We start from the raw sequence: 15,911 nt of genomic DNA, 5'->3' as shown, positions 1-15,911 counted from the left end.
TTCCCCGGCCCTTTCCTAGTGAGCGCAGCCCACCAAGGGCTCAGGCGCGCACGTACCGCTGGCGCAGCACGTCGCTGAAGGCATCCACCAGCAACACCAGCACCAGCATGCCGATGATCACGGTGCTGGCCTGGGCCTCCTGGAACAGGCTCAGGGTGGTGTAGAGCATCTGTCCCAGCCCGCCGGCGCCGACGAAACCGAGCACGCTGGCCATGCGGATATTGTTTTCCCAACGATAGAGGCTGTAGGCAAGCAATTGCGGCCAGAGATTGGGCAAGGTGCCGAAGCAGAACGCCGCAGCCTGGCTGCCACCTTGCAGGCGGATGGCGGCAGCAGGCTCGGCGGGGGCGTTTTCCAGGGCCTCGGCGAACAGGCGGCCCAATACGCCTGCAGTATGCAGGGCCAAAGCCAGGGTGCCGGCGTTGGGGCCTAGGCCCGCAGCGAGCACGGTCAAAGCGGCCCAGACGAGCTCAGGGATTGCACGCAAGGCATTGAGCAGCAACCGCGCAGCGCCCTGCAGCGGCCAGCCGAAGCGGCCGGCGGCCGGCAGCGCCAGCAACAGGCCGAGTACCATTGCCAGCAGGGTTCCAAGCCCAGACATGGCCAGTGTCTCCAGTGCGCCCTTGCCTACGGCTCGCAGGTGCTCGGTGGACAGGTCCGGGCTCAGGAATCGGCGTGCATATTCGCCCATCTGCGCCAGCCCGCCGTTGCCGACCACCGACGCCATGTCCAGCTCGAGGTAGCTGAACGACGCCACCACAGCGGCGAGAATCGCGACGACGATCAGCAGGTTGATCACCCGGTTCATGCCAGCCTCCCCCGCAGCACCCGGCTGAGCAGATCGGCCAGCACCACCAGCACCAGGAACGCCAGCAGCATGCTCGCGACCTCGGCCCCGGCGAACATGCGCATGGACAAGTCGATCTGCTGCCCCAGGCCGCCCGCACCGACAAAGCCCATTACCACCGAGGCCCGCACCGCACACTCCCAGCGATACACGGTGTAGGACACCACCTCCGCGGCAGCGCCGGGCAAGATGCCGTAGAAGAACGCCATCAACCGCCCGCTTCCGGCCTGCAACAGCGCATGGGCCGGGCGCTGGTCGACCGATTCGAAGATTTCCGCGTAGACCTTGCCGAGCATGCCGGCGTAGGTGATGGCAATCGCCAGCACGCCAGCCGTAGGCCCAAGGCCAACGGCGCGCACGAACAACAAAGCCCAGACGATCTCCGGCACGCTGCGCAAAAATACCAGCAAGCCGCGCACCGGCATGCGCAGCAGCCGCGACCACAGCCCCGGGCGACCACCGCGTGAAGCGGCCCTCAGCGACAGGGCGCGACTGGCCAAAAGGCTGGTCGGCACCGCGAGCAGCAATGCCAAGGCCATGCCAGCAGTGGCCACGGCCAGTGTCTGCAAGGTGGCTTCGAAGAGCAGCGAGAGAAAGTCGCTATCGTGCGCCGGTGGCCAGAAAGCGCTGACGAAGCTGCCCATCTGCTGACGGTTTTCCGCCTGCAGCAGCACACCAGGGTTCAGCTCGCTCAAGCGCAGCCCAGGCCACAGCAACGCCAGAGCGAGCAAGGTCAGCAACAGCCGGGGCAATGCCGCAGGGTCGCGTGTGTCGGCCTTCAGCATCGCGGGATCTGTACCGTCAGGGTCGGCCCAGGGGTGGGCGGCGAGGCCAGCTGTTCGTTGGCATAAAGCGCATCGAGCAGGCTCTCGGTCACCGCCTGGGCAGGGCAGTCGAATGCGACCTGACCTTCGCGGATCCCGATCACTCGGGGAAAGTGCGCCAGTGCCAGATCGACTGCGTGCAGGCTGGCCACCAAGGTCACGCCGTTGTCCTGGGCATGACGATTGAGCAGAGCCAGGCTGTGGTCGGCGAGCACCGGGTCCATGGCCGAAACCGGCTCATCGGCCAGCAACACTTCAGGCCGCTGATACAACGCTCGGGCAATGCCGACTCGCTGCAACTGACCGCCGGACAACTGCCCACACTGAACGAACAGTTTGTCCGCCAGTCCCAGCTCGGCCAACGCCTGACGAGCCCCAGGCACATCGCTCGGGTAGATCAGGTTGAGCAGGCCACGCAGGATGCCCCACTGCCCCAGGCGCCCGGCCAGCACCGCCGTGACCACGCGCTGGCGCGGTGGCAACGGCGGCGCCTGGTGCACCAGGCCCACCCGCGCGCGCAGGCGCTGGCGGGCTCTGGCAGACAGCGCCCAAGGTTGCTGGCCGAGCAGCTCCAAGCGCCCGGCACTGGGCTGGACCGCCGTCGCCATCAGGTGCAGCAGGCTCGACTTGCCGGCCCCGGAAGGGCCGATGATCGCCACCCGCTCACCTTTGTCGATGCGCAGGCTCACCGCATCGAGGGCGCGAACCTGGCCATGGCGCAGGCTGGCGCCGTGCAGATGAATAGTCACTTGAGCAGACCGGCCTCACGGGCAGCTTGCTCGGTGCCTACGTAGTTTTCAGGCTTGGTTTCGATGAAGCGGCTGGCGGCCTGCAGGTCGAGGATCGCCTTGTGCTCCGGGTTGGCTGGGTCCAGCGCCAGGAAAGCGGCCTTGATCTTCTGCTTCAGGGCCGGGTCCAGGTTGCCGCGCACGGTCCAGTTGTAGTCGTAGTAGGTCGGAGTGGTGGCAAAGACCTTGACCTTGTTGGTGTCGACCTTGCCGGCATCGACCAGCTTCTGCCAGACACTAGCGTTGAGCACGCCGCCATCGACCTTGCCAGCCTGGACCCAGGCCACGGTGGCATCGTGGGCGCCGGAGTAGGCAACGCGGCTGAAGTAGCTCTCAGGCTTGATGTTGTCTTCCTTGAGCATGAAGTAACGCGGCATCAGGCTGCCGGAAGTCGAGGAAATCGAACCGAAGGCGAACGATTTGCCCTTGAGGTCGGCCAGGCTCTTCACATCCGGGTTGGCGGTGATGAACTTGGAGGTGAACTGGGCATCCTGCTCGCGCTGCACCAGCGGTGTGGCGGTCGGGTCCTTCAAGTGCACTTGGACGAAGGTGAAGCCGCCCAGCCAGGCCATGTCCAGACGATTGGAAGCCAGCGACTCGACCACCGCCGGGTAATCGGCCACCGGTACGAACTTCACATCCATGCCCAACTGCTTGGAAAGGTATTCGCCCAGCGGCTTGAACTTGCGCTGCAGTTCGGTCGGCGCTTCGTCCGGGATGGCGCTTACCCTCAGGGTGTCAGCAGCCTGGGCAATGACGGCACAGCAAGACAGCACGAGACCGGCGGCGACCGCCAGGGGACGTTTGAGCATGGGATTCTCCGGTTCAATAGCGGGGAAAGGGTAAACTGCAACTGCAAGCTACAAGAGAAAGCGAACCGCGTACTTCGCTGACTATCCCAAGTACTTGCCTCTTGGCGCTGGGAACTTGGAGCTTGCAGTCGGCCCGGGGATTATAAGAGCCGGTGGCGCAAAGGCCAGCTTTGCTACAATCGCGCATCACGAAAATCCGAGGTGCGTATGAGCGAACCGATTCGTCTGACCCAGTACAGCCATGGCGCCGGCTGTGGTTGCAAGATCTCCCCCAAGGTGCTGGATGTGATTCTCGCCGAAAGCGGCGCCCAGGCCCTGGACCCGAAACTCTGGGTCGGTAACGCCTCGCGCGACGATGCCGCCGTGTACGCCCTGGACGATGAACGCGGCGTGGTCTCGACCACCGACTTCTTCATGCCGATCGTCGACGACCCGTACGACTTCGGCCGCATCGCTGCCACCAACGCCATCAGTGATATCTACGCCATGGGCGGCGACCCGCTGATGGCCATCGCCATCCTCGGCTGGCCGGTCAACGTCTTGCCGCCGGAAGTCGCCCGCGAAGTCATCCGCGGCGGGCGCGCCGTGTGCGCCGAAGCGGGTATCCCGCTGGCCGGTGGTCACTCCATCGATGCGCCCGAGCCGATCTTCGGCCTGGCGGTCACCGGCGTGGTCAGCAAGCGCCACCTCAAGCGCAACGACACCGCCCACGTCGGCTGCCGCCTGTACCTGACCAAGCCCCTGGGCATCGGCATCCTCACCACCGCCGAGAAGAAGGCCAAGCTGCGCACCCAGGACCAGGGCCTGGCCCGCGATTGGATGTGCACCCTTAATACCCCCGGCAGCCGCTTCGGCAAGCTCGACGGCGTCAAGGCCATGACCGACGTCACCGGATTCGGCCTGCTCGGCCACCTGGTGGAGCTGGCCGAAGGCAGCGGCCTGACGGCGCACCTGCGCTACGATGCCGTGCCACGCCTGCCCAGCGTCGATCACTACCTGGCCGAGGGCTGCATCCCTGGCGGCACCCTGCGCAACTTCGACAGCTACGGCCACAAGATCGGAGCCTTGACCGAAGACCAGAAACACCTGCTGTGCGACCCGCAGACCAGCGGTGGATTGCTGGTGGCGGTCAGCCCCGAGGGCGAGGCCGAATTCCTCGCCGTAGCCGCAGAACTGAACCTGGCCCTCTCGCCGATCGGCGAGCTGGTCGAGCGACAGACCCACGCGGTCGAGGTGCTTTGATGCGCAACGACTGCACCGACTACCGCCAACTGTTCCTCGACGACGTGCCGATGATGGACATGCGCGCGCCGATCGAATTCGCCAAAGGGGCCTTCCCCGGCGCCGTCAACCTGCCGCTGATGAACGATCAGGAGCGGCAAAAGGTCGGCACCTGCTACAAGCAGCAAGGCCAGGCCGCCGCCATCGCCTTGGGTCACCAACTGGTCGGCGGCGCCATCAAGCAGGCACGCCTGGAAGCCTGGGCGGCGTTCGCCAAGGCCCACCCCGACGGCTATCTGTACTGCTTCCGCGGAGGCCTGCGCTCACAGATCGTCCAAGGCTGGCTGAAGGACGAAGCCGGCATCCAGTACCCGAAGGTCAAGGGTGGCTACAAGGCCATGCGGACCTTCCTGCTGGAGACCACCTTGCAAGCTGTCGAGCAGTGCGACTTCGTGCTGGTAGGCGGCCTTACCGGCACGGGCAAGACCGACGTGCTGCTTCAGTTGGACAACGTGCTCGACCTCGAAGGCCACGCCAACCACCGCGGCTCGAGCTTCGGCAAGCGGGCCACGGCGCAGCCGGCGCAGATCGATTTCGAAAACCAGCTGGCCATCGACATCTTGAAAAAGCGCGCCCGAGGAATGCAGCAGTTCGTTCTGGAGGATGAAGGGCGCATCGTCGGGAGTTGCTCGGTGCCCCTGGAGCTGTACCAGGGCATGCAGCAGTACCCGCTGGTGTGGCTGGAAGACAGCTTCGAAAACCGCGTGGAGCGCATCCTGCGGGACTACGTGATCAACCTGTGCGCCGAGTTCGTCGCCTTGCATGGCGAAGAAGACGGCCGTCGGCTGTTCGCCGAACGCATGCTGCAAAGCATGGGCAATATCCACAAGCGCTTGGGCGGTGAGCGCTTCCAGCGGTTGTCGGCGCTACTGGGCCAGGCCTTGGACGAGCAGCTGCGCAGTGGCGCGGTGGATCTGCACCGCGGTTGGATCGAAGGGTTGCTCAACGAATACTACGACCCGATGTATGCCTACCAGCGCCAAGCCAAGGCAGAGCGTATCGAGTTTGCCGGCGACGGGGTCGAGGTGCGCGAATACCTCAAGGCCCGGGCCAAACGCGAGCCACGCCTCGCGCCCTGAGCCCTGCCCCGCATAAGCCAGGGGCGCCGGAGCGGCGCTCCCATGGCGACGGCGCCACCCTCAGAACCCTGCGCTCAACTGGCTAAGCTCGGCACATCGTGTTCATCGCAAAGCGTACGGATGAGTTCACGCAGCCAGCGGTGACCGGCATCGCCCTCGCGCCGGGTGTGCCAGGCCTGGGTAAAGGCAAACGGCGCGATCGGCAGTGGTGGCGCAAAGCAGCGCAACTCAGGGTCGAGCCGGGTACCCGCCAGGCTGCGGCGGGCCACGGTCAGAATGAGGTCCGTACCGCTGATCACGCCTTGGGCCACGCCCCAGTGCGGCAGGGTGAGCGCGATCCGCCGCCCCTGACCCGACGCCTGGAGCGCCAAGTCGATCTCGTTGTCGATGCCCGGCCGCACGGCCACCAGCACGTGAGGTCGCGCCAGCCACTGAGCCAGCGAAAGCCCGGTGCGCGCCGGTAGACTGTGGCGGTCCGCCAGGCAGATGAACGACTCCTCGAACAACACCTGTACCTGCACCTCTGAGGGCAAATCGGGGAACACCCCGAGGGCCAAGTCCACTTCACCGTCGATCAACTGTCCGATCATCGCTTCACGGCTGCCTTGGGATACCACCAGGTCGATGCCTGGCGCCTGCTCTCTGAGCTTGCGCATCAGCCCCGGCAACACCACCCGCGCGCCATAGTCCGACATTGCCAGGCGAAAGGTGCGTCGCGCCCGGTTCGGTTCGAAACGCGGACTCCCCAAGAGGCCGTCGAGCTGTGCGAGGGCCTGCTCCAGCGGCTCACGCAGGGCCTGGGCACGGCTGCTCAAGTGCAGACGGCCGCCCCGGCGCACCAACAGTGGGTCAACGAAGATGTCTCGCAGCTGGGCCAGCGCATGGCTCACGGCAGGCTGACTGCGGTGCAGGCGTACGGCAGCCCGTGAAACATGCTGCTCGCTGAGCAAGGCATGCAGGGTCAACAGCAGGTTGAGGTCGATACGACGCAAATCATCCATATGACGAATACAGACTGTGTGAATTTCGAATTTCCATCATTGAAATGGATAAACAACACTGCGCCTAGTGTTTTCCACAGGAGCCATTCAATGCCGCACGCCCTCTCCTTCTCAGCCGTCCTCCCTTTGCTCGTTGCACTGCTGGCAGGCGCCGCCGTGCCTTTCCAGGCCGGCAGCAATGCCGCGCTCGGTCGCTTGCTGGGCCACCCTTTGTGGGCGGCGGGGGTATCGCTGACCGTCAGCCTGCTGATGCTGGTCCCTGCCTTGCTGCTGATGCGAGCACCTGTGCCGCAGTTGCAGAACCTGGCCCAGGCGCCTTGGTGGGCCTGGTTTGGCGGTGTGGCGGGTGTGCTCTACATCACTGCCGCACTGGTGCTGACACCCCGGCTGGGGGCTGCGGGATTCATCGTCTGCGTGATCGCCGGGCAGGTGCTGTCGTCACTGCTGATCGACCAATGGGGGCTGATGGGGTTGCCGGAACGGCCCGTCAACGCTCTGCGCCTGGCGGGCGTCGGGATGATCGTGGCGGGTATGCTGGTGGTGCAGTGGGGTACGTCTCGCTGATGTGGTGTTCGCACTGTCTTGCTCGCTGGCAACACAGCTGCAGTCACAGCGACTGTGACGACTCCGGCGGCATCAGGACCTTGTCCACATCGAAATGCAGTGCAGGCATCTGAGTGCCGGCATACATCGTGACGGCGATCGCAGCAATCAGCGCCACATCGAGCCAGTGCCAGCCGGGCATGTCGTCGGCGCGCCGTGCCTTCCAGCACCACCAGGCCTGCCCCAGGCAAAACACCAGGATCGCCAGGCTCCACAAGTAGAAGCCAACACCGAAGCCGGTGACGTCCTGGAAGGCATAGCTGTGGTTGTCCGGCAGCCGCTCGATACCCAGGCTACTGAGCGCCAGGTACAGGGCGCCCCCCCCCAACAGCAACGCCAACCGGCGAAAGCGCCGATGGGCCAGCACCGCTAGCACCAGCAACGGGTTGGCAAACCATTGATACAAGCCGAACGGTACGCCCCAGGGCCCGTAAAGCAGCATCTGCAAGGCAGGCATGTGCCGACCTGCTCCCATCAACGCGCCGTCAAAAAACAGGCCGATCAGGTACACAAGCAGGCTCAACGGCAGGTAATAGGCAGACAACCTCAGGCTCCAGGGTATTTGGACGAACCTGAAACCATACAGCACCTGTGTTTCACGCAACAGGTGGTTTCCCGCCACAAGCCCCTGTCAGGCCACTTCGGCCCCGTCATCCTCCGGCCAGTGCGGCTCGTTGGCCTCCAGCGGCGGCAGCCCATAATGCGCGCGGGCTGCGTCACAGCTGGGGTTATGCACACCGTTGACCCACGAGGCTTCGAATTCTCGGCATGGACTCGAGCGGTTTTCGTAGATGGTGCAAGCGACCTGCTTGCCGATCTCGCCACCCAACGCCGTACAGCGGCAAGGTTTGGCATCGGTGCCGATCATCGCGACCCGGGTTGGGTTGATCTGAACCACCAGATCGTCGGGCACCACGCCCCCGGCTGATTGGCATTCGCCCCAGAAAAAAGACACACGGAAGTACCCGCAGCAGGCGCCGCAGTCAAGGCAAGGGTTGTATTCGGACATGATGGCACGGAGGGAGGGTTGTTGTTATGAGGGCTAGGCCCGCGCGCCATTCTCAGTCCAACCAGGGGTGGCTGAGAAGAGGGGGAAAGCAAAAAAAACCACCGCTTGTCAGCGGCAAGTAGCAAGCGGCAAGGCGACTTGCTGCATCAAGATTGAAAAGCCGCAAAAGGCCGCTGCTCACGCGGCCCTCTTGCGGCTTGCAGCTTATTTTCGCGTCAAGCCATCGGCCCTGAACATCTGCCGAATGCCGCGAATGGCCTGGCGAATACGGTCCTGGTTCTCGATCAGGGCGAAGCGCACATGGTCATCGCCATAGTCACCAAAGCCGATCCCGGGCGACACACAGACCTTGGCCTCGGCGAGCAGTTTCTTGGAGAACTCCAGCGAGCCCAGGTGAGCATAGGCTTCGGGAATCTTCGCCCACACGTACATCGAGGCTTTGGGGTTTTCGACCATCCAGCCGATCTCATGCAGCCCTTTGACCAGCAGGTTGCGGCGCTGGCGGTATTGCTCGGCGATATCGCGTACACACTGCTGGTCGCCTTCGAGCGCGGCGATGGCCGCCACCTGCAACGGGGTGAAGGTGCCATAGTCGTGGTAGCTCTTGATCCGGGCCAGGGCGCTGACCAGCTCCGGGTTGCCGACCATGAAGCCGATGCGCCAGCCGGCCATGTTGTAGCTCTTGGACAGGGTGAAGAATTCCACCGCGATGTCCTTGGCGCCTGGCACCTGCATGATCGAGGGGGCTTTCCAGCCGTCATAGACGATGTCGGCGTAGGCCAGGTCGTGAACCACCAACACGTCATACTGCTTGGCCAGCGCGACCACACGCTCGAAGAAGTCCAGCTCGACGCACTGGGCGGTCGGGTTGGACGGGAAGCCCAGGATCATCATCTTGGGCTTGGGGATCGATTCGCGAATCGCCCGCTCCAGCTCGTTGAAGAAGTCCACGCCTGGCACCAGCGGCACCGAACGCACCTGGGCACCGGCGATCACCGCGCCGTAGATGTGGATCGGGTAACTGGGATTGGGCACCAGTACCGTGTCGCCATGGTCGAGGGTGCCAAGCATCAAGTGCGCCAGGCCTTCCTTGGAGCCGATGGTGACGATGGCTTCGGTTTCCGGGTCGATGTCGACCTCGTAGCGCTCCTGGTACCAGCGTGAGATGGCGCGGCGCAGACGCGGGATACCGCGGGAGGTGGAATAACCGTGAGTGTCTTCCCGTTGGGCGACTTGGACGAGCTTCTCGACAATATGCGGTGGCGTGGCACCGTCGGGGTTACCCATGCTCAGGTCAATGATGTCCTCGCCACGGCGGCGGGCGGCCATCTTGAGCTCGGCTGTGATGTTGAAGACGTAAGGGGGGAGACGATCGATGCGCGCAAAGCGGCGCGGCGAACCTGGGTTGGCCATGGCTTCCTCGAATGACGTAAGCGCCCGGAACCGTCCGAGCGACGTGGGCCGCTGCGGCGGCCGAATCAGAAGATAGTGCCGAAACATACAACCTGTAAAGGACGATTTCCTGTTTTATTAGATCTTTTTAGGCTTATTTATCGAATTCATTAGATTTACGTTGCCTGGGCTGGCCCTATCACCGGTAAACTGCGAAGAAGCCGCAACACACACCACAGGCATAAAAAAACCCCGGCACAAGGCCGGGGTTTTCGTGTAACAGGCGTCTGTATCAGCGTGCGTATGTCATCAGCACGTCCGCGGCAGTCTGGCTGTCCACCGACATCATCACGCTCAGGGCAGTGACGGTGAGGATGGAGAAACCGAAGACCTTGCGGGCCCACTTGCTATCGTCCTCAGCCTTGTAGCCGCCCCAGGCCATGTACAGCCAGTAAAGGCCCATGGCAGCCGCCACGGCGAGGTAACCCAGGCCGGCGTAACCGCCCAAGGTCAGCATCAGGGTGGCGAGCACGAAGGCCAGTACGTACAGCACGATCTGCTTCTTCGCCGCGAGAATACCGCGTGCCACCGGCAAGACCGGAATGTTGGCAGCGCTGTAATCCTTGAAGCGGAAGATGGCGATGGCAAAGCTGTGTGGCATCTGCCACAGGCTGAACATCACCAGCAGCGTCACGGCAGCCAGGTCGAAGCTGTTGCTGACGGCGCAGTAACCGATCACCGGAGGCATGGCACCGGACAGGCTGCCGACCAAGGTACCGTGTACCGACTTGCGCTTGAGCCACAGGCTGTAGAAGCCGACGTAGACGACGAAGCCCACAGCTGCGCAGAACGCCGACAGCGGATTGGCCTGGACATACAACAGGCTGAAGCCCGCCACCCCGAGCAGGGTGGCGTAGATCAGCGCGAGGGTCAGCGACATGCCGCCCTGAACCATGACGCGGTTCTTGGTGCGCTCCATCTTCTGGTCGATGTCGCGGTCGATGCAGTTGTTGAACACGCAACCGGACGCGACGACCAGAGAGGTCCCCACCACTACCGCCAGGAACAGGGCGAAGTCCACATGGCCCTTCGAGGCAAGGAAGAAACCGCCTGCCACGGAAAGCACGTTACCGAAAATGATCCCCGGTTTGGTGATTTGGATAAAGTGCTTCACGGACATGCAGTCTTACCTCACTTGGCCATCATTTCGATGTGGATGCTGAACATGATCCACAGCGACAGGCCGACCAACAGAGCGATTACGAGAGTGGTGAACAGGAACGTCGACACATTCGAACGCTGCTCTTTCGAGCGGTCCATGTGCAGGAAGTACACCAGGTGCACCACCACCTGAATGACGGCCATGGCCACCACGATCAGGACGGTCAGGTTCTTCGGCAGGCTCGGGTACATCACCAGACCGAACGGGATCGCGGTCAGGATGATCGACAGGATGAAGCCGATCGCGTACGACTTGACGCTGCCGTGGTTGCCTTCGTGATGAGTGTCGTGTGCGCTAGCCATTACAGAACTCCCAGCAGGTAGACGACGGTGAATACGCAGATCCAGACCACGTCCAGGAAGTGCCAGAACAGGCTCAGGCAGCTCATACGGGTCTTGGCGGTCGGGGTGATGCCCTTGGTGCTGATCTGATACATCAGGACAGCCATCCAGATCAGACCGGCAGTCACGTGCAGACCGTGGGTGCCGACCAGGGCGAAGAAGCCCGACAGGAAGCCGCTGCGGTTCGGGCCGAAGCCTTCGCCGATCAGGTGATGGAACTCATAGACTTCCATCGCGATGAAGCCAGCACCGAACAGGAAGGTGATGGCCAGCCAGCCCAGCACGCCACCTTTGTTGCCCTTGAACATCTGCAGCATGGCAAAGCCGAAGGTGATCGAGGACAGCAGCAGCAGTGCGGTTTCAACAGCTACGAAATCGAGCTGGAAGATGTCATGACCCGACGGGCCGCCGGCAAAACTGCCGGACAGCACCGCGTAGGTGGCGAAGAGCGACGCAAACAGGATGCAGTCGGTCATCAGGTACAGCCAGAAACCGAGTACGGTCATCTGGCCCGAGTCGTGGTGGTGATCGTCGTGCCCATGGTCGTGACCATGAGCGCCGGCGTGGATTACTTGACTGGACATTGATTACACCCGCTCAAACGATTCGACACGTGCGCCGGCAGGCAGAGCACCTGCTTTGGCCAGCGCTTTCATGCGCTCGCCTTCGATGCGCGCCACTTCTTCGGCCGGAACCATGTAGCCCTGGTCGTCACGCGCGGCGTGGCGAACGAAGACAGCGATGGTTGCAACCAGGCTCGCGCCAACCAGCCACCAGATGTGCCAGATGAATGCGAAGCCGAAGACGGTCAGGAACAGGCCCATGAACAAACCGGTGGAGGTATTGCTCGGCATGTGGATCGCTTCGTACTTGGCCGCAGGCTTGTAGGCGACACCGGCTTCCTTGGCTTCGTGCCAGGCGTCCAGGCCAACCTTCTCAGGCATGTGGGCGAAGTTGTAGAACGGAGGTGGCGACGAAGTCGACCATTCCAGGGTACGGCCACCCCATGGATCGCCAGTGACGTCCAGGTTCTGGTTGCGGTCGCGGACCGATACGTACAGCTGGATCAGCTGGCAAGCGATACCGAACAGGATCAGCACGGCGCCGACGACGGCAACGTACAGGTAGGGTTCCCAAGCCGGGTTGTCCGAGTGGTTCAGACGACGGGTCATACCCATGAAGCCCAGGGCGTACAGCGGCATGAACGCTACGTAGAAGCCGGAGATCCAGAACCAGAAGGCAGCCTTGCCCCACTTCTCGTTCAGGGTGAAACCGAAGGCTTTCGGGAACCAATAGGCGAAGCCGGCGATGTAGCCGAATACCGCACCACCGATGATCACGTTGTGGAAGTGGGCGATAACGAACAGGCTGTTGTGCAGAACGAAGTCAGCACCTGGAACAGCCAGCAGAACGCCAGTCATACCACCGATCGAGAAGGTGACCATGAAGCCCAGGGTCCACATGATCGGCGCGGTGAAACGCAGACGGCCCTGGTAGATGGTGAACAGCCAGTTGAACAGCTTCACACCGGTCGGAATGGAGATCAGCATCGTCGCCAGACCGAAGAAGGTGTTGACGCTCGCGCCTGCACCCATGGTGAAGAAGTGGTGCAGCCAGACGGCAAAGCCCAGAACAGCGATCGCGCCCGATGCGTAGATCATCGAGTGGTGGCCGAACAGACGCTTGCCAGCGAAGGTCGAGGTGACTTCCGAGAACACACCGAAGGCCGGCAGGATCAGGATGTAAACCTCAGGGTGACCCCAGGCCCAGAACAGGTTGACGTACATCATCGGGTTCCCACCAAGCTCGTTGGTGAAGATGTGGAAGTCCAGATAACGGTCAACAGTCAGCAGAGCCAGTGCAGCGGTCAGGATCGGGAAGGAAGCGACGATCAGCACGTTGGCCCAGGTGCAGGTCCAGGTGAAGATCGGCATGTCCATCAGCTTCATGCCAGGCGCGCGCATCTTCATCACGGTGACGAGGAAGTTCACACCGGTAAGCGTCGTACCCAATCCGGATAGCTGTAGCGCCCAGATGTAGTAGTCCACACCCACGCCAGGGCTGTACTGGATACCCGCGAGCGGCGGATAGGCAACCCAACCGGTCTTGGCGAATTCACCAACGCCCAGGGAGATGTTGACCAGCAGCACGCCTGCCAGCAGCAGGTAGAAGCTCAGGGAGTTCAGGAACGGGAAGGCAACGTCACGTGCACCGATCTGCAGAGGAACCGCCAGGTTCATCAGGCCGGTGAAGAACGGCATCGCCATGAAGATGATCATGATCACACCGTGGGCGGTGAAGATCTGGTCATAGTGTTCAGGCGGCAGGTAGCCTTCGGCGCCGCCGGTAGCGGCAGCCAGCTGGGTACGCATCATGATGGCGTCGGCGAAGCCGCGCAGCAGCATGACCATCGCGACGATGATGTACATCACCCCGATTTTCTTGTGGTCGACCGTGGTCAGCCACTCAGTCCACAAGTAGGTCCACTTGCGGAAATAGGTGATAGCACCGACCAAAGCGATACCACCGAGCGCAATCATGGCAAGCGTCACCATGACTATCGGCTCGTGATAGGGTATCGCCTCCAGGCTTAATTTACCGAACATCTCTTACTCCTCTGCACCGGCAGCTGGTTGCATACTCGATTCCACACCCTTGGTAGTGGCCAGATCTTTGCTGCCTGCTTCTTCGTGGCTCGGACGACCGCGGTTCATGCCTTCGTACTTGTCGACGATCAGCTGGAACTGGTCAGGCGAAGCCTCGCTATACAGCGCGACTGGGTTGTTTTCGCTTGGTTTGGCCAAGGCGTCGTATTCAGCCTTGTCCAGCTTCTTCGGCGACTGCTTGACCTCGGCGACCCACTTGTCGAAGTCTTCCTGGGAGGTGGCAGTAGCCTTGAATTTCATGCCGGTGAAGCCAGCACCGCTGTAGTTGGCGCTGATACCGTCGAATTCGCCGTTCTCGTTGGCGATCAGGTGCAGTTTGGTGGTCATGCCGGCCATGGCGTAGATCTGGCCGCCCAGGCCCGGGATGAAGAAGGAGTTCATCACGGCGTCGGAGGTGACGCGGAAATTGACCGGGGTGTTAGCCGGGAAGACGATCTTGTTGACGGTGGCGATGCCCTGCTCCGGGTAGATGAACAGCCACTTCCAGTCCAGCGCGACCACGTCAATCTGCACCGGCTTCACTTCGGAATCCAGTGGACGGTACGGGTCCAGCTTGTGGGTGGAGTGGTAGGTGACGTAGCCCAGGGCAATGATGATCAGGATCGGGATGATCCAGACAGCCGCTTCGATCTTGGTCGAGTGCGACCAGTCGGGCGTGTAGGTGGCAGCCTTGTTGGAAGCACGGTACTTCCAGGCGAACGCGATGGTCATGATGATGACCGGTACGACGACCAGCAGCATCAGGCCAGTGGCGATCAGGATCAGGTTCTTTTGCTCAATGCCGACCTGGCCCTTCGGGTCGAGCAGGGTCCAGTTGCACCCACTGAGTAAAAGCATGCCTAAAAAGGGCAATATGCCAAACAGTCTGGGGTAACGCTTTTTACTCATCTCACGACCTCTAGATCAGCTTGCTTCAATGCAATTTGTGTTTTGGTAGCCAACACTTCGTCCTGCCAAGTGAGGCATTTCGCGCCCGTACTCGCTCCTGCCGGAGGTCCGACTGCAGGACCTTGGCGTCAAGCGGGTTAGCGGTGCTTATGGTTTCGTAGGCAACAGGCCTGTACTTCAGACCAAGTCCATTTGGTGCGGGAAAACGCGGAGGGGGGTCCGCCCGGTATCGCCGTTGGGCGAAACTTGACGAAGTCAGCAAAAAGGAGCCTCGGCTTCCTTCAATCCTGCGACTTGCAAGCAGTGCCGAACGGAAATTGGGGGCGATTGTAGATAGGTCGCCCACCCTTGACTATGACTTATTGCGCAACAGTCTTTTACCAATTCGGTAACAATACAGAAGGGAAAATCAACTTCGCGACAGTTTGTCGCACCCCGCTTGATAGCCCTGAAGCCCGCATTGCACAAGGCTTCGTGGTTGATCTGGGTCAAGCGGGAGGCAAGTTTCTTTTGGTTTCTCGCCGTGCAACAGAAGAGGTCGGAAGCGGGACTTTTGTCTAAGCCTTGCGTCGGTTCCGATAGATACCCAGCGGCACCAGGACGGCAGTGAGGACGAACGCCAGAAGCGCCCACTGAGCCAGGGACAATCCAAGGATCGGCGGGTATGGCGTGCTGCAGAATCCATCGACCTGGAACGCCAGTGGCCAGACCTGCGCCAGCGGCAGGTCATCGACGATCGGCTGCAGCGTGTCGATACCGCAGCTGACCATCGGGTGCGCGAGTATATACACATGGTTGCCGGCCGCAACGATTCCGCCGATCGCGCTGAGCACCACCAACGCCTCGAAGAACGTCAGGCTGCGTTTTCCCGGCATGGCGGCGGCAAGGAAAGCGAACACCGCGATCAACAGCAGCGCATAACGTTGCAGGATACACAGCGGGCATGGGGCCTCGCCGAGCACTACCTGCATGTAGAGCGCCCCGCCGATCAACGACAGGCAGATCACACCCAGCAGAACCAGGAAGCGCCGTTCGCGATTCAGGCGCGATGTTTGTTCGTTCATTACCGATTCCTTCGATGGATAGAGGCAGCGCCAGGCCTGTCGGGGCAATGGCCTGCCTGGGCGACAGTCTACACGTGCGTCGAGGAAGCGGCGT

General features: G+C 62.1%; 17 protein-coding genes. 3 read left to right on the top strand and 14 right to left on the bottom strand.

All coding sequences use genetic code 11. The features are described 5' to 3' along the window. Positions 1-40: 40 nt before the first annotated feature. The 4 genes from phnE to R6G97_RS02935 are packed head-to-tail and all read right to left on the bottom strand — an operon-like array spanning position 41 to position 3,271. Positions 41-808 carry a phosphonate ABC transporter, permease protein PhnE gene (gene phnE, locus R6G97_RS02950; protein WP_043208061.1) on the bottom strand — a complete coding sequence of 256 codons (768 nt, stop codon included), beginning with the start codon at positions 806-808 and terminating at the stop codon, positions 41-43. After that, positions 805-1,632 (bottom strand): PhnE/PtxC family ABC transporter permease, encoded by an 828-nt coding sequence (locus R6G97_RS02945; protein WP_090345264.1) that lies wholly within the window; start codon positions 1,630-1,632, stop codon positions 805-807. Before R6G97_RS02945 ends, phnE begins: the two co-directional genes overlap by 4 nt. Then, complete coding sequence (locus tag R6G97_RS02940; RefSeq protein ID WP_043208056.1) at positions 1,626-2,420, bottom strand: phosphonate ABC transporter ATP-binding protein; 795 nt, start codon at positions 2,418-2,420, stop codon at positions 1,626-1,628. Before R6G97_RS02940 ends, R6G97_RS02945 begins: the two co-directional genes overlap by 7 nt. Beyond that, positions 2,417-3,271 (bottom strand): putative selenate ABC transporter substrate-binding protein, encoded by an 855-nt coding sequence (locus R6G97_RS02935; protein ID WP_043208053.1) that lies wholly within the window; start codon positions 3,269-3,271, stop codon positions 2,417-2,419. Before R6G97_RS02935 ends, R6G97_RS02940 begins: the two co-directional genes overlap by 4 nt. Positions 3,272-3,478: 207 nt before the next feature. On the opposite strand from R6G97_RS02935, the gene selD reads away from it, so the two are divergent. Both selD and mnmH read left to right on the top strand, forming a co-directional pair. Continuing rightward, on the top strand, positions 3,479-4,513 hold the full coding sequence (selD, locus tag R6G97_RS02930) for a selenide, water dikinase SelD (RefSeq protein ID WP_043208051.1): 1,035 nt from the start codon (positions 3,479-3,481) through the stop codon (positions 4,511-4,513). Further along, a complete protein-coding gene (gene mnmH / locus R6G97_RS02925) occupies positions 4,513-5,631 on the top strand; it encodes a tRNA 2-selenouridine(34) synthase MnmH (protein ID WP_070577027.1) in 1,119 nt (372 codons plus the stop codon). Before selD ends, mnmH begins: the two co-directional genes overlap by 1 nt. Before the next feature lie 74 nt (positions 5,632-5,705). Here the strand turns inward: mnmH and R6G97_RS02920 are convergent, their stop codons facing one another. Then, the gene (locus R6G97_RS02920) at positions 5,706-6,632 is read right to left on the bottom strand and encodes a LysR family transcriptional regulator (protein WP_317847770.1); all 927 of its coding nucleotides are present in this window, start codon (positions 6,630-6,632) and stop codon (positions 5,706-5,708) included. Positions 6,633-6,722: 90 nt separating this feature from the next. Here R6G97_RS02920 and R6G97_RS02915 point away from each other — a divergent pair, with 90 nt between their 5' ends. Further along, complete coding sequence (locus R6G97_RS02915) at positions 6,723-7,196, top strand: DMT family transporter (RefSeq protein ID WP_043208045.1); 474 nt, start codon at positions 6,723-6,725, stop codon at positions 7,194-7,196. A 43-nt stretch (positions 7,197-7,239) separates the two neighbouring features. Here the strand turns inward: R6G97_RS02915 and R6G97_RS02910 are convergent, their stop codons facing one another. From R6G97_RS02910 to R6G97_RS02870, 9 genes are all read right to left on the bottom strand, one after another. Then, the gene (locus tag R6G97_RS02910) at positions 7,240-7,779 is read right to left on the bottom strand and encodes a hypothetical protein (protein WP_317847769.1); all 540 of its coding nucleotides are present in this window, start codon (positions 7,777-7,779) and stop codon (positions 7,240-7,242) included. An 87-nt stretch (positions 7,780-7,866) separates the two neighbouring features. Beyond that, the gene (locus R6G97_RS02905) at positions 7,867-8,244 is read right to left on the bottom strand and encodes a YkgJ family cysteine cluster protein (RefSeq protein ID WP_043208043.1); all 378 of its coding nucleotides are present in this window, start codon (positions 8,242-8,244) and stop codon (positions 7,867-7,869) included. 204 nt (positions 8,245-8,448) lie between these two features. Further along, the gene (gene alaC / locus R6G97_RS02900) at positions 8,449-9,657 is read right to left on the bottom strand and encodes an alanine transaminase (RefSeq protein WP_043208041.1); all 1,209 of its coding nucleotides are present in this window, start codon (positions 9,655-9,657) and stop codon (positions 8,449-8,451) included. 271 nt (positions 9,658-9,928) lie between these two features. Further along, the gene (cyoE, locus tag R6G97_RS02895; RefSeq protein ID WP_043208040.1) at positions 9,929-10,816 is read right to left on the bottom strand and encodes a heme o synthase; all 888 of its coding nucleotides are present in this window, start codon (positions 10,814-10,816) and stop codon (positions 9,929-9,931) included. 11 nt (positions 10,817-10,827) lie between these two features. Further along, entirely contained in the window at positions 10,828-11,160 is a 333-nt protein-coding gene (gene cyoD / locus R6G97_RS02890) for a cytochrome o ubiquinol oxidase subunit IV (RefSeq protein ID WP_043208038.1), read from the bottom strand. After that, entirely contained in the window at positions 11,160-11,783 is a 624-nt protein-coding gene (gene cyoC, locus R6G97_RS02885) for a cytochrome o ubiquinol oxidase subunit III (RefSeq protein WP_043208035.1), read from the bottom strand. Before cyoC ends, cyoD begins: the two co-directional genes overlap by 1 nt. Before the next feature lie 3 nt (positions 11,784-11,786). Then, entirely contained in the window at positions 11,787-13,805 is a 2,019-nt protein-coding gene (gene cyoB, locus R6G97_RS02880; protein ID WP_043208033.1) for a cytochrome o ubiquinol oxidase subunit I, read from the bottom strand. 3 nt (positions 13,806-13,808) lie between these two features. Then, positions 13,809-14,753: a ubiquinol oxidase subunit II gene (gene cyoA / locus R6G97_RS02875; protein WP_043208031.1), complete on the bottom strand. Its 945-nt coding sequence runs from the start codon at positions 14,751-14,753 to the stop codon at positions 13,809-13,811. Between the two features lie 557 nt (positions 14,754-15,310). After that, entirely contained in the window at positions 15,311-15,817 is a 507-nt protein-coding gene (locus R6G97_RS02870) for a disulfide bond formation protein B (RefSeq protein WP_043208029.1), read from the bottom strand. Positions 15,818-15,911: the final 94 nt, after the last annotated feature.

Origin of the sequence: Pseudomonas sp. HTZ2, assembly GCF_033173945.1 — a bacterium.
Taxonomy (GTDB): Bacteria; Pseudomonadota; Gammaproteobacteria; order Pseudomonadales; family Pseudomonadaceae; genus Aquipseudomonas; species Aquipseudomonas guariconensis.
Note: the sequence above shows the minus strand (reverse complement) of the source record. Positions and strands in the feature narration are given on the sequence as shown.

What these genes read in the sequence shown, in the direction of transcription:
- phnE (WP_043208061.1), bottom strand. Translation starts at nt 808, where the DNA reads ATGAACCGGGTGATCAACCTGCTGATCGTCGTCGCGATTCTCGCCGCT.
- R6G97_RS02945 (WP_090345264.1), bottom strand. Translation starts at nt 1,632, where the DNA reads ATGCTGAAGGCCGACACACGCGACCCTGCGGCATTGCCCCGGCTGTTG.
- R6G97_RS02935 (WP_043208053.1), bottom strand. Translation starts at nt 3,271, where the DNA reads ATGCTCAAACGTCCCCTGGCGGTCGCCGCCGGTCTCGTGCTGTCTTGC.
- selD (WP_043208051.1), top strand. Translation starts at nt 3,479, where the DNA reads ATGAGCGAACCGATTCGTCTGACCCAGTACAGCCATGGCGCCGGCTGT.
- mnmH (WP_070577027.1), top strand. Translation starts at nt 4,513, where the DNA reads ATGCGCAACGACTGCACCGACTACCGCCAACTGTTCCTCGACGACGTG.
- R6G97_RS02920 (WP_317847770.1), bottom strand. Translation starts at nt 6,632, where the DNA reads ATGGATGATTTGCGTCGTATCGACCTCAACCTGCTGTTGACCCTGCAT.
- R6G97_RS02915 (WP_043208045.1), top strand. Translation starts at nt 6,723, where the DNA reads ATGCCGCACGCCCTCTCCTTCTCAGCCGTCCTCCCTTTGCTCGTTGCA.
- R6G97_RS02905 (WP_043208043.1), bottom strand. Translation starts at nt 8,244, where the DNA reads ATGTCCGAATACAACCCTTGCCTTGACTGCGGCGCCTGCTGCGGGTAC.
- alaC (WP_043208041.1), bottom strand. Translation starts at nt 9,657, where the DNA reads ATGGCCAACCCAGGTTCGCCGCGCCGCTTTGCGCGCATCGATCGTCTC.
- cyoE (WP_043208040.1), bottom strand. Translation starts at nt 10,816, where the DNA reads ATGTCCGTGAAGCACTTTATCCAAATCACCAAACCGGGGATCATTTTC.
- cyoD (WP_043208038.1), bottom strand. Translation starts at nt 11,160, where the DNA reads ATGGCTAGCGCACACGACACTCATCACGAAGGCAACCACGGCAGCGTC.
- cyoC (WP_043208035.1), bottom strand. Translation starts at nt 11,783, where the DNA reads ATGTCCAGTCAAGTAATCCACGCCGGCGCTCATGGTCACGACCATGGG.
- cyoB (WP_043208033.1), bottom strand. Translation starts at nt 13,805, where the DNA reads ATGTTCGGTAAATTAAGCCTGGAGGCGATACCCTATCACGAGCCGATA.
- cyoA (WP_043208031.1), bottom strand. Translation starts at nt 14,753, where the DNA reads ATGAGTAAAAAGCGTTACCCCAGACTGTTTGGCATATTGCCCTTTTTA.
- R6G97_RS02870 (WP_043208029.1), bottom strand. Translation starts at nt 15,817, where the DNA reads ATGAACGAACAAACATCGCGCCTGAATCGCGAACGGCGCTTCCTGGTT.